The following is a 12940-nucleotide window of genomic DNA, read 5'->3' on the forward strand; positions in this document are numbered from 1 at the left end:
AACTCTTTAAAGACTCTGATAAAAAGTACGGCGGGATTCTCCTGAAGACTCGTAAAGGGAGAGCTTCGGGGCGTCCCATAGATACTAAGCGCACCATCCATTTGGTTCTTCGATCGACTATGGCTACGGGAGACATGGCTTTTACTAAGCCGAAGAATAAAAAGAAGGTTTTAGAGATTCTTGAGAAGTTTGGCCTGAAGTATGGTGTGACGCTGGTCTATCACGGGATAAATGTGAATCATCTTCATCTCCAAATTAAGCTTTCCAATCGATACGGATATTTTAAGTTCATCCGTGCGGTGACGGCGGCGATTGCGATGGCCGTGAGTGGTGTGAATCGATGGATTAAAAACTCTTCGGGTCGAAAGTTTTGGGATTATCGTCCATTCACACGTGTCGTGATGGGGTATAGGGATTCGGTGCGACTGAATGATTATCTTCAGATCAATCAGTTGGAAGGCTTTGGAGTGCAGAGACCCATTGCGCGGCAGATGGTGGTCGAGCGCTGGAGGTATACCCGAGAGCCTCTACCGGAGTTCTAGCGAAAGTTATTAAACTGAATGGGCACTTCGACGCTCGCGCCTTTGAGGAATTGCATGCACTCTTGAAGAGTGTCGATGCTTTTTGAGGTCACACGCACCAGATCGCCGTTGACGGCCGGTTGAACTTTAAGGCCGGAGTCTTTAATTGTTTTAACGATTTTTTTTGCGGCTTCTTTTTCGATGCCTTGGATGAGGGTCACGGGTTGCCTCCACATCATGCCGCCGGCGGCCTCGGCTTTTTCAAAGCGGAGAGCTTTAAGATCGATGCCGCGACGATGAGCCTTGGACTGCAAGATATCCTTGAGGGCGTTTAACTTGTAATCGTCGTCGGCCATGATGGTGATGGTTTTACGATCCCACTGGATTTCGGACTTGCTGCCTTTAAAATCATAGCGACTTTCCATTTCTCGACGAGCCTGGTTCACGGCATTATCCAACTCTTGGATATTGATTTCAGAAACGATATCGAATGACGGCATAATCCACTCCTGTTTGCTGTGTTTTTACTCACCTCAGACCCCTAAAGCAAATAGATTTTTTGCGCCGATGGTAGCGAAATTCGACCGACCCCAGTGGCCAGCTCTTGCCAACACTCTCCCCAGAGAGTTAAATCTGAAATCTGAGGTAACAATCATGAAAAAATTATTAGCACTCTTTTTGTTATTTTCTTTTTCCCTACTGACGGGCGCCGCTTTTGCGCCGCACATGAAAACGTTTGCTCAGACCAGCGTCGCCAACGCGCAAAAGCCTGAGCCTGTCCAAGAGGAAAGAAGCTGGCTTTTACAGGACGAAAAAAACTCCATCGATATCTTTAATCGCCTCGCGGACTCCGTAGTGAATGTGAATAACACCACACTCGTACGTAACTTTTTTTCGGCAGATGTCCACGAAGTTCCTACGGGTGCTGGCTCGGGCTTTGTTTGGGATCAGCAAGGTCATATCGTCACCAACTTCCACGTCGTTCAACGTGCAAATAAAGTAAAGGTCACTCTTAAAGATGGTCGCAGCTACGACGCTAAAGTTGTTGGTAAAGAGCCCCGTAAAGACATCGCGGTTCTAAAAATCGATGGCGCCAAAGACTTACCCGAGGGATTCTCTAGCCAACTGGCAGATTCTGCAAAAATAGTCCCCGGTCAAAAAACAATTGCGATCGGTAACCCCTTTGAATTGTCCCATACATTAACCACTGGAGTGATCTCCGCTACCGGACGATCATTTCCCTCTCCCACGGGGATTACTATTCGCGACATGATCCAAACGGATGCCGCGATCAACCCGGGCAATTCCGGCGGTCCTCTCATCGACAGTCGCGGATACTTGATGGGCATGAACACCGCGATTTATTCGGAAAGTGGAAACTCCGCGGGTGTTGGTTTTGCGGTTCCCGCCAATACGATCAAACGTGTGGTTGGACAATTGATCAAGTACGGAAAAGTGATTCAGCCAGGCTTAGGAATTATTCCGCTCCCCGATTACTACAAAAGATATTTTCGTTACAAAGGGCTTATGATTGCTCAGACCCGACCCAAAGGGGCCGCACAGAAAGCCGGTCTCCGAGGTGGATCCGTTGACAAGAGGGATGACGTCATCCTGGGCGATATCATCACCCATGTGGATGGCAAGCCCATCGAAGATCTCGATGACCTTTTCAATTTGCTCGAAGATAAAAAAGTGGGAGATAAAGTTGTCGTCGATTATCTCCGTGAAGGTCGAAAAAGCAAAACGACTGTAACCCTTGAGGATGTCGAAGGTTAAAATAAGAAAGGGAAAGTTCAACTTTCCCTTTCTTATGAGGTTCGATCTGAGTTCGCATCTCGATCAAGAACGACTGTCTTCTTTAGAAGCCCGAAGATACGTCAATCCCACAGCTAAACCAATGGCTGCCGCCCCTATGATAACCAAAGCTGGGTATTTCTTTGTGTATCGGGTGGCTACCCTCCGAATGCTAGGAAGATCTACACCTTGAAGACCCTCACTGACTTTTTGAGTCGCTGCATGAACATAGTTCGCCACCAACTCTTCGAAATTTTTAGAAATCATATTTAAGCCAGAACCTGCAGGTTTGCCGTTGAGAATTTCGTTGCCAGTTCCGGGTTGATTCTTCTTCTCTACTTTGCCTTCAACTTTTTTTACATTCTTGAAGCGTTCCGAGTTTGCGTTAGAATTTGTCGTATCCATTTGTCCTCCTCTATATAGTGAAGCCTTAAGACTCCTGAACCCAGATATTTTTGCAAGGTCGATGCCACGGCAGCTTAAGACAAATTGGGCCTTATAAGTAATTTTGCAACAATTTCTATTTCCATGGGTCAAATATCCCCCTAGGTTCATAAATATAGAACCCCAGATCGAATATAAAGCGGCATGCATGATGCAATGGTATTGGAGTGTTGAGCAGCACTACTAAGGAGCAAGCCATGACAAAGAAAAAGACCACCAAGAAGACCACGACGATGAAGACCCAGATCAAGAATCTAAAGACACAGTCTTCACGCACAATCCAAGCAGGATTTGAGCAGGCGAAAGATATGGCGACCTCCGTTCGCGACAATGTGAGCTCCTTTCTCACGGGTACTCCTGCAACACACATCGTTGATGCCATCAAGCGCGACCACGATGATCTTAAGGATCTTATTAAAGTTCTTAAAGATCGCGACCAATCTTTATCCAAACGCAAAACCGCATTCGCTGATTTCTCAGCTTTGTTAAAATCTCATTCTGTCGCTGAAGAAAAAGCAGTTTACTCTGTCACCGACTTCGGAAACGGCAAGGATCTCACTCTAGATACTGCGGAGGGCGTCGTCGAGCATCATATGGCAGACATCCTCCTCGAAGAGATCGACGGAATCACGGACAATGACACGTGGACCGCGAACGTGAAGGTCCTGGCCGAAATGGTTGACCATCACATCAAAGAGGAAGAGAGCGAACTTTTACAAGAAATCAAAAAAAACGTAGACCCCGTGGTTTGCGAACAAATGCTCCATGATTTTATTCAGTGGAGAGCCGCAACCCAAGAACGCACGCGAAAGCAAAATTCCGGCGTCCTCGATCAAGTCTACAATCACTAAGACCAATCCCATCTAAGTCCCACCACAAAAATAGAGGCTCCGAAAGGAGCCTCTTGTCTTTCCATCGCCGCCCACACCAACCCAAACCCCTCAAAGAAAAGAAACACCCCCAAAAACCATCGATCACACCTCATAAAAAAGGGAGTCTCGTTACACTCAATCACCGCTCATAAAATACTCAAAAATAAAAAACTTCGGATACCAAAAGGCGAGTTCCGCTTCCCGCGGCCTGTCTGAGTCTTTTGGTGTCCGAAGTTTTTTATTTTTGAGTATTTTATGAGCGCGCGAGTTAGTTGTAACAGCGGAAGATGTCTTGCTTCATCCCCGCACCCTTAATCTTAAAGAACCAACCTTTTTCAAGATTTCCTTCGTAGAATGGACCAGCTTCAACACCGGGAATCACATCGCTGGTCTTCCCGTGAACCTGCTGGCAATCATCGATATTTTCACGAGGGATGATCACCTGTTGCCCATCAACACAAGTGAACGACATCTTTTCTCCGTCCATAGCAATACGGGCAGTCTCACCTGTGGCAAGGATTTTAAATTCGAGATTCGAAAGAGTCCCCTTGACCTCGAAACATTCATTCATTTGCTCAGCCTGATCAGGAATGACTTTAAACTGAATCATGCTGTGGATCGCATCGAAGGGATTGGTGAACAAAGTGGCCGCAGTCGGGAAAAGGATCAGTTTTCCCGAATTATTACCACACACCTGACGACTACTGCTAAATTGATCTAAACCTTGATCAGGCTTCATGCAACTTGTGATCTTTTCGACCGTGGATTTCCAACAGGTCTGTTCGAAGGCCACTTTACAAACTGCCGGCTTTTGAATGGGTGGAACGCCACCCGTAGGATCGCCATTTTTAGATTCATATCCAGGACCACCGCTATTACAGTGGACCGCAAACATGGCTATCATACTCAAAACGACTTTTCGTAAACGCATAAAAACCTCTATCTACCCTTCTTCATCGAGTTCGTCGTCACCGACCGAGCCCAAATTAAACTTTTCAATTCGGTACCGCATGGAACGGAAAGTAATACCTAACAGCTTTGCTGCTTTTTTCTTAGTTCCATTGGCCGCGTGAATGGCTTTAATGATCAATTCTTTTTCGATCTGACCGATAATTTTTTCTAAATCCACACCTTCTTCGGTGATTTCTATTCCTTCGCTGGAAACGATCTGTTTTCCGCCGCCCGTCGTCTTCACAAACGGAGGTAAGCTCTCAGGAATAATGGATGCACCCGCCTCAAGAGCTACGGTCCGCTCGATGATGTTCTCAAGCTCTCGAACATTCCCCGGGTAATCATAACTTTTAAGTATATTTAAAGCTTCTTGGCTGATGCCCGAAATCTTTTTATTCAAGCGCTCGTTATACTTCTTAAGAAAGTGTTTTGCCAACAACGGAATATCATCGCGGCGCTCGCGCAAACCCGGTGATCGAATTTGGATCACATTCAAGCGATAATATAAATCTTGACGGAAAGTGCCGTCTTTCACCATTTGCTCAAGATCGCGATTTGTTGCGGCAATGATGCGCACATTCACATGGGTATCTTCCGTAGAACCCACACGACGAATGACTCGCTCTTGGATCGCACGAAGCATCTTCACTTGAATGGTCAGAGGAAGCTCACCCACTTCATCTAAAAATAAAGTTCCGCTGTCAGCGGCTTCAAATAGACCCGCTTTATCGGCAATCGCTCCTGTGAAGGATCCTTTTTTGTGCCCGAACATTTCGGATTCCATAAGACTTTCGGGAATCGCCCCGCAATTCACAGATATAAAAGGCTTGTCTTTAAACATACCGTTATAGTGAATTGCTTTCGCGACCATTTCCTTCCCGGTTCCACTCTCCCCAGTCACCAAAATATTAGTTGGGGTCTCAGAAACGCGCTTAACCATGTCGTATATAGAATGCATGGCCGAAGAGTTACCTACCAGATTTTGAAAGCTATGATCTTTGGTCAACTCGCGCTTAAGGCTACGGTTTTCCATTTCGAAATTCTTACTGCGAAGAGCGTTAGAAATATTGATACGTACTTCATCGAGCTTAAATGGCTTGGTAATGTAATCATATGCGCCTAACTTCATTGCCTCTACAGCGGTTTCTGTAGTTCCAAACGCAGTGACTAAAAGAAAAAGAACATCGGGATAGTTATCTTTAACAAATTTTAATAACTCTAAACCGGTCACCTGAGGCATCTGCAAATCAGAAATCACCATTTCGAATGATTTCTTTTTGAGCATATCCATAGCCTGCTGACCATCTTCAACACAGGTGACATCATAGCCTTCTTTACGAAGCATGATGTTTAAAAACTCTCGAATGGACTCTTCATCATCCACAACTAATATTCGAGATTTCATCAGTATTCCTCCATGAATAGGATTTGAAACGTTCTTATATTCTCTGATGCCTAGACCTTATGTGCAAGGAGATACTTGCAGCCTTTAGTGAAGCCGGCCATAGGCCTGTTTTAACATCTTGAGAAAACTCTGGAGTAGAAATTCAAGATGGAGTGGAAAATGTGATGACCATCTCGGTCCACTCACCGTAATGACTTCGCACATCAACAGTGGCCTTGTGAGTTTCAAGAATCGAGTGCACGATGGCAAGACCTAGACCAGTTCCTTTGGATTTTGTTGTATGGAAAGGTTCAAAAATCTTATGAATGTGCTCAGGCTTAATACCCGTTCCGTAGTCTTTAATGGACAGCGTAATCTCTGCTTGTTTTTTTAACTGAATTTCCATTCGGCGACGCGGCTTTCCCTCCATCGCTTGTAGGCCATTAATGATTATGTTCCATAAAGCCTGCTTAATCTTATCTCTGTGACCTTGCACGACAACTCCAGAGCTGATCGAAAGCATAAATTCCACATCTTTGGAGGAAGAATCTAACTTGATAGCATCCACAATTTCGGCCAACAGAAAAGACAAATCGATTGTATCATCCAACGGAGCCTGAGGTTTTGCATAGTCAAGAAACTCTGTGATTAATTTATTCAGCCGATCGATTTCTTTAATTACGATTCTCATGAGAGTTTGATCTTCCGAATCAGCATTGGCATTGGACTGCATCAGCTGCACGCTACCACTGATACTTGCGAGGGGATTACGAATCTCGTGGGCAATTCCGGCGGCCAGCTGTCCAATAGCCGCCAATTTTTCACTCTGCTGAACTCGCCCTTGAAGTTTAGTGAGCTCGGTGACATCCTCGAACGTGAGAATCGCTCCCTGTTTTTTTTCACTCTCATCGAGTAATTTGGAAACCTTGACCCGCAAGGTTTTGAGCTCTCCCTGATCATCTGTGATTTTAATATCTTTAATTCCTAAAAAATCACTGTTTAACAGAAGCGTGGCCGGTGAGAAAATCGAGTCGACTTTTTTGCCAATGGCCGATGAGGACAGGCCCAAAAGACTGAGCGCGTGAGGGTTCTCTTGAAGAACAAACCCCGCATTATCAATCGTCAGTAGACCCGACCCGATATTGTTAAGAATAAGACTATTCAGATTTTTTAAAACGCGGATATCTCGCCCACGCTCTTGCAATTCAACGCCCATAAAGTTGAGCTGCTCACTTAGGTATCCCGAAAGATAAGCGACAGTGAAAAACGCTAAATTGTTAATTCCGACGGCCAAGTAAAGCGTGTTGCCTTGGATACTCTTATCAATCGAGAGCAAAACACTAAAAGCGAGCGATGTAATTAAAGCTAAATAAATTCCGCCGCGTCTTTGAAAAACAACACCGCACAATAAGATATTAATAAGATATAAAAGAACTAATAAAGATTGATTCACACCGATAAAGTAAATCAAACAAGATACATAAACCGTTTCCCACACAAATAAAATTCCGGTCCAGTACCAATGCTTTAGAGCCGAACTTAAGAAGAGAATGTAGGCGCTGTTCAGTAAAAACGAAACAGCGAGAAGACAGTAGACGGAAAAAAATATTTCAAAAGAGATAAATGAAGAGTTCAAAACTTGGTAGATGACCGTCAGTGATAGCACGATGGCCAAGAAGGCCATACGAACTGTTTGAACGGTCAAAAGCTGAGAACTACTTTTAGAAAAGTCCAACGATTGCCAACGGACAGGTGACTTCGGCGCAGCATCGGCCGTCGCCCTGTCCAGGTTACCCATTGGAGGCTCCACCCGCCATTTGGAAAATGGGGAGATACATTGCGAGGACCAGGAAAGCGACGATGCCCCCGAGAACCACGATCAGCACGGGCTCCATCAAACTCGTCATCGCGGCGACGGTTCCATCCACTTCGTCCTCGAAGAAATCTGCGACTTTACTTAACATTTCGTCCAAGCCCCCGGTCTGTTCACCGACAGCCATCATTTGAACAACGAGTGTTGGAATAATCTTTTCCTGCGCAAAAGGGACCGCGATTGATTTCCCCGACGCGATCGAGTCTCTGGCTCGGAAAATGGCGCGCTCAAGAACCGTATTCCCCGACACTTGCCCGGCGATATCCATCGCATCCATGATCGGTACACCCGCAGTGAGAAGGGTGGAAAGTGTTCTGGTAAACTTAGCCAATCCGCCTTTGACAATGAGATCCCCAAAGACAGGGACTTTTACAAGCAGGATATCGATAGTTTCTTTACCCGTGGTAGTGTTGTAATACTGTTTTACCGCAAAAATGACAGTCCCAATTCCGATAAGTATCATCCACCAATAGCTTTGCAAAAACTCACTCATATTCATGACGAATTGGGTGAGTGCCGGGAGCTTCATTCCGCTGCTAGTGAACAGTTCTGCGAACTTGGGAATGACAAAAACTAAAAGACCACCCACGACCACCATAGAAATCACCAAAATAGCAATCGGGTAAACTAAAGCTCCTTTAATCTTCGCTTGAATTTTGACGAGCTTCTCGATGTAATCGGCTAATCTTCTTAAGACGATTTCGAGAACCCCTCCCTCTTCTCCGGCCACAATCATATTCACATAAAATTTGTCAAAAATATGAGGCTGCTTACCGAAGGCCTCTCCCATTTTTTTTCCCGCGGAAATATCTTCCGTCACTTTTAAGATGGCATTTTTTAACGCGGGACTCTTCGACCCCTTGGATAATGCATCAAGTGATGGAACGATCGGCACGCCGGCCGCGATCAGAACCGCAAGCTGCCTTGTGAAAACCTGGAGCTCCTTGGACTTTACTTTTTTGCTCGCCGTAGAAAAACTAAACTGAGTTTTTCTACCGCCGACAGCTCCTCCGCCACCCGCTTCAACCTTGATAGGGATCAACTTATTGGCGCGAATTTTTACACGAGCCTCGGTCTCATTATTCGCCTCGATTTGACCTTCGACAGCAGAGCCCGAAATTGATCTCGCTTGATACCTAAATAAAGCCATTAAGAATTACCCACGCTGCAAGAGCTTGAAAAGTTCATCGGGATTTCCAGTTTCGAGATAGGCTTCTTTTTCAGCGATTTTTTTACTTTTCACTAATTCTGCCAAAGCCTGATTTAAAGTGTTCATTCCTGACTTCTCCTGACCCACTTCCATCAAATTCTGAACCTGGTGAAGTTTCCCTTCTCGAATTAAATTACGAATTCCCTGATTTAACAATAAAAATTCTGCGACCAGGGTGCGCTTCCCATTGGTCATAGTCACCAAACGCTGACTCATCACTGCTTGCAAAGTGAAACTGAGTAACACTCGGATCCGTTCTTGCTGCTCGGGCGCAAAGATACTCACAATCCTGTTGATAGTTTGCACTGCAGAATTTGTATGCAAAGTCGCAAAGACTAAGTGACCTGTTTCCGCAAGCTTCAAGGCCGTTTCGATAGTTTCAAGATCACGCATCTCCCCTATCACACAATAATCAGGGTCTTGGCGGAGTAAGTGTTTTAACCCTTCACTATACTCGACACAATCTGTTCCGATCTCACGCTGATTCACAATACAGTTATTATGGGGGTGCACAAACTCGATAGGATCTTCGAGAGTCACGATGTGTCCCTGCCTCTCCTCATTAATTTTTTGAACCAGAGAGGCAATGGTGGTCGATTTACCGCTTCCAGTAGGTCCAGTCACAAGGATTAATCCGTTCGGAAGATTCGTCAGCTTAGGCACCGCCGGAGGGAGATTTAACTCTCCATAATGAGGAATCGCGGTCGGAATTCGACGGAACACTCCCGACACGCAGTTCTTTTGAAAGAAATAGTTCCCGCGAAACCGAGAAAGATCTTTCACGTCAAAACTAAAATCTAATTCTTTCGAGTTTTCAAATCGACTCTTTTGCGATTCATTCAAAATCGAAAAGCAAAGCTCCCGGGTTTTTTGCGGTGATAGCGGCTCGGTTTTAACTCGGATAATTTTTCCCTCAATGCGCAAGCACGGAGGACTCCCTGCAACGATATGCAGATCGGATGCGTTTTGATCTTTTGCGAGCTTGAGCAGTTGTACAAGGGTAATCATACTGGATCTTTCATCGTCCCTTGAATAACTTCGGTTAAAGAAATAAGTCCCTTTTTAGCTCTCTCAAGTGCGGACTGACGCAGAGTTTTCATTCCTCCTGCAATGGCTGCTCGGCGGAGTTCAACCGGCGTGGCCCCCTTCATAATCGCATCTTTCAAAACATCGGTCATAACCATAAACTCGTAAACTGCGACGCGCCCTTTAACTCCGGTGCCTAGACAGTCTTCACACCCACCACCTTTATAGAAAGTGATTCCCTTCACGTCAGCTTCCTTCATTCCCAATCGAAGCAAAGTGTCGTTGGTGACTTTGTCTTCTTTTTTACACTTTCCGCAAATTTTACCAACAAGACGTTGAGCTAAGACCAACTCGATGGTTGCCGTAATCAAATACCCAGGTATTCCCATCTCAAGGAGACGAGAGACCGTTCCCGGTGAGTCATTCGTGTGAAGTGTGCTCATCACCAAGTGACCCGTAGAAGCTGCTTTGAATGCAATCTCTGCGGTCTCGGTATCACGAATCTCTCCGACCAGAATCACATCAGGATCCTGTCGCAAGAAAGCGCGAAGCGCATCCGCAAAGTTGTAACCAATATCCGAATTGGTTTGTGTCTGATTCATACCTTCAATTTTAAATTCTACAGGATCCTCAGCCGTACTGATATTAATAGCCGGATCATTGATTTCTTGAAGTGAGGCGTACAATGTTGTCGTCTTACCACTCCCCGTGGGCCCAGTGACCAAGATCATTCCCTGAGGCTTCTCGATGGCCGCCTTGAGCGTGGCCAACTGAGAGTCGTCAAAACCGAGATCCAAAAGTTTAATTCCCGTCACTTTGGATTTATCTAAAATCCTCATGACCACTTTTTCACCATCAACCACCGGCATAATATTCACGCGAAAATCAATCTCACCTTTGTCTTTAAACCGTAATTTAATACGACCGTCTTGCGGTTTACGTCGCTCTGCTAAATCTAACTTAGCGATAACTTTGATTCGCGAGGATAATGCCGAGCCTAAAGAGACCGGTGGTCGATACTTTTCAATAAGCATCCCGTCTTTACGGAAACGGACACGCACCGACTTTTCGTAAGCTTCAATGTGAATATCAGATACTCCGTCTTTCACAGCTTCATAAAACATGGCATTTACAAATTTTATGACTGGCGCATCTCCATCTTCGCTTTCAACACCCATCACCGCTGACTTTTCGTCAATCTCTTCGACATCAGAGAACAACTGATTGACGTTTTGATTCTCGGGGTAATATCTCTCTTGAGCTACACGAATCGCTTTTTCGGTGGCAACAACAGGCTCAATTTTACATTTAGTAATATAGGCAATATCGTCTCGCATAAACAAGTTGGAAGGGTCTGCGAAAGCAATGACCAGCGTGGAGCCTGATTTTGAAATCGGCATAATACAATACTTGCGACACTGATCGCCTGTTAATAGATTAATCGCATCTTTATCGATTTCGAAATCATTAAGATCGATAAACGGCAGTTGGTAATATTCGCTGAGATAAGCACCCAGCTGCTCATCTTCCACTCCCAATCGATTGGCAGCCACAGTCAAAGATTCATTGGGTTTTTTGCTACCTTGAATTTGTACGAGTTTATTACTGTCGGAGGCGGCAGCTTTTTTATCGGCAACGGCTAATTTAGACACGTTTCGGCCCTTTCGTTTACAATTTAACTTATTAAAATTCTAGACTATTTTGTTATCAGTGAGGAGAAAGATTAGATCGTCTTGGTCGGACGGCTAGGTCCCATTTACAAAGCTGGACCAAAATCGGGCGGTGCTATTTTATTTTCTGAGAAAAATAATTTCGCGAATGATCAATGTCGTGAGTAATAGCTTGTTTGAGTTCATCTAAGGAAGAGAATTTTTTTTCTTCGCGAACGCGGGAATAAAAAAAGAGTCTAACGACCTTGCCATAAATATCTTGATCAAAGTCGAGGATATGAGTTTCGATCGTTCTTTGCTGATTCGCGAAGGTCGGATTATGCCCAATGTTGGTCACCGAAGTGTACTCTCTTCCATCAATAGAAATTCTTGTCGTATAAACTCCACTTTGAGGAATCACGGTTCTATCCACTCCCAGATTCGCTGTAGGAATTCCTAGCTTTCGACCACGCTGGTACCCTTTTAAAACTTGGCCCTCAATGAAAAAAGTACGCCCTAGGAATCGATTGGCCTTCTCGATGTCTCCCGCTCGCAAACACTCTCGGATGGCAGTACTAGAGACAATCTCGTTATTCAATTTTAAAGGAGGAACCTGAAGAACTTTGCAATTTTTCGAAATCGCGTGACTTTGTAAAATGTGAATCGTGCCCTCACGCTTGTGACCAAACACGAAATCGTAACCCACAACCATCGTCTTCGGCTTAAAAATATCAAAAATAAAACGGTCTAAAAATTCCTTAGCCTTCACTTGAGCCATCGCGGCATCAAATGGAATTACAAAAGTGTAATCAATTCCAAGCTCGGCGAGAAAGCGCATTTGCTCTTTCACTTTAAAAATTCTCTCGACGGAGATTCCGGTCAAGATCTCCACAGGATGAGGATCAAACGTGATCACCGCAAGTGGCCCCGCCGATGCAGTGGCTTTAAGCTCTTGAATCAAGCTCTGATGCCCTCTATGGACTCCATCAAAATTACCGATGGTGAGCCCGGCCACGGATTCACCGACAGCATTTTTTACGTCGTCAATAGATTTGAATATCTTCATATTTTAGTAGGCCAACACCCTGAGTTCATTTATATTTAAATATATGTCTTTTTTAAGCAAAAAAATATGGTTTTTTGGCAAAATTGCCGCATTTTACAGTCGGCAATCAGGATTGGTGCACCGTATTCTTTTGTGCTGGCTTGTAGGAAC

The 12940-nt window shown here is 44.9% G+C and carries 12 protein-coding genes; 3 read left to right on the forward strand and 9 right to left on the reverse strand.

Going from position 1 to position 12940, the window contains the following annotated elements; all coding sequences use genetic code 11:
- The coding region (locus K2Q26_11460; GenBank protein MBY0316131.1) for a transposase at positions 1–542 on the forward strand (542 nt) is incomplete at its 5' end.
- Here the strand turns inward: K2Q26_11460 and K2Q26_11465 are convergent.
- A complete protein-coding gene (locus K2Q26_11465; protein MBY0316132.1) occupies positions 539–1021 on the reverse strand; it encodes a YajQ family cyclic di-GMP-binding protein in 483 nt (160 codons plus the stop codon). The two genes, K2Q26_11460 and K2Q26_11465, sit on opposite strands and share 4 nt — an antisense overlap.
- Positions 1022–1175: 154 nt before the next feature.
- Here K2Q26_11465 and K2Q26_11470 point away from each other — a divergent pair, with 154 nt between their 5' ends.
- On the forward strand, positions 1176–2297 hold the full coding sequence (locus tag K2Q26_11470; GenBank protein ID MBY0316133.1) for a trypsin-like peptidase domain-containing protein: 1122 nt from the start codon (positions 1176–1178) through the stop codon (positions 2295–2297).
- A 63-nt stretch (positions 2298–2360) separates the two neighbouring features.
- On the opposite strand, the gene K2Q26_11475 is transcribed toward K2Q26_11470, so the two are convergent.
- Complete coding sequence (locus tag K2Q26_11475; GenBank protein MBY0316134.1) at positions 2361–2720, reverse strand: hypothetical protein; 360 nt, start codon at positions 2718–2720, stop codon at positions 2361–2363.
- Between the two features lie 236 nt (positions 2721–2956).
- On the opposite strand from K2Q26_11475, the gene K2Q26_11480 reads away from it, so the two are divergent.
- Positions 2957–3610 carry a hemerythrin domain-containing protein gene (locus tag K2Q26_11480; protein ID MBY0316135.1) on the forward strand — a complete coding sequence of 218 codons (654 nt, stop codon included), beginning with the start codon at positions 2957–2959 and terminating at the stop codon, positions 3608–3610.
- 289 nt (positions 3611–3899) lie between these two features.
- On the opposite strand, the gene K2Q26_11485 is transcribed toward K2Q26_11480, so the two are convergent.
- The 7 genes from K2Q26_11485 to K2Q26_11515 form a co-directional block, all read right to left on the reverse strand.
- Positions 3900–4562, reverse strand: a complete 663-nt coding sequence (locus K2Q26_11485) for a hypothetical protein (GenBank protein ID MBY0316136.1) — start codon at positions 4560–4562, stop codon at positions 3900–3902.
- A 12-nt stretch (positions 4563–4574) separates the two neighbouring features.
- Complete coding sequence (locus tag K2Q26_11490; GenBank protein ID MBY0316137.1) at positions 4575–5987, reverse strand: sigma-54 dependent transcriptional regulator; 1413 nt, start codon at positions 5985–5987, stop codon at positions 4575–4577.
- A gap of 142 nt (positions 5988–6129) precedes the next feature.
- Positions 6130–7764, reverse strand: a complete 1635-nt coding sequence (locus tag K2Q26_11495; GenBank protein MBY0316138.1) for a PAS domain-containing sensor histidine kinase — start codon at positions 7762–7764, stop codon at positions 6130–6132.
- Positions 7757–8989 (reverse strand): type II secretion system F family protein, encoded by a 1233-nt coding sequence (locus K2Q26_11500; protein ID MBY0316139.1) that lies wholly within the window; start codon positions 8987–8989, stop codon positions 7757–7759. The genes K2Q26_11495 and K2Q26_11500 overlap by 8 nt, the downstream gene beginning before the upstream one ends.
- 6 nt (positions 8990–8995) lie before the next feature.
- Complete coding sequence (locus K2Q26_11505; GenBank protein ID MBY0316140.1) at positions 8996–10057, reverse strand: PilT/PilU family type 4a pilus ATPase; 1062 nt, start codon at positions 10055–10057, stop codon at positions 8996–8998.
- Positions 10054–11727: a Flp pilus assembly complex ATPase component TadA gene (gene tadA, locus K2Q26_11510; protein ID MBY0316141.1), complete on the reverse strand. Its 1674-nt coding sequence runs from the start codon at positions 11725–11727 to the stop codon at positions 10054–10056. Before tadA ends, K2Q26_11505 begins: the two co-directional genes overlap by 4 nt.
- Before the next feature lie 133 nt (positions 11728–11860).
- Complete coding sequence (locus K2Q26_11515; protein MBY0316142.1) at positions 11861–12790, reverse strand: bifunctional riboflavin kinase/FAD synthetase; 930 nt, start codon at positions 12788–12790, stop codon at positions 11861–11863.
- Positions 12791–12940: the final 150 nt, after the last annotated feature.

This window comes from Bdellovibrionales bacterium, from assembly GCA_019750295.1.
Taxonomy (GTDB): domain Bacteria; phylum Bdellovibrionota; class Bdellovibrionia; order Bdellovibrionales; family JAGQZY01; genus JAIEOS01.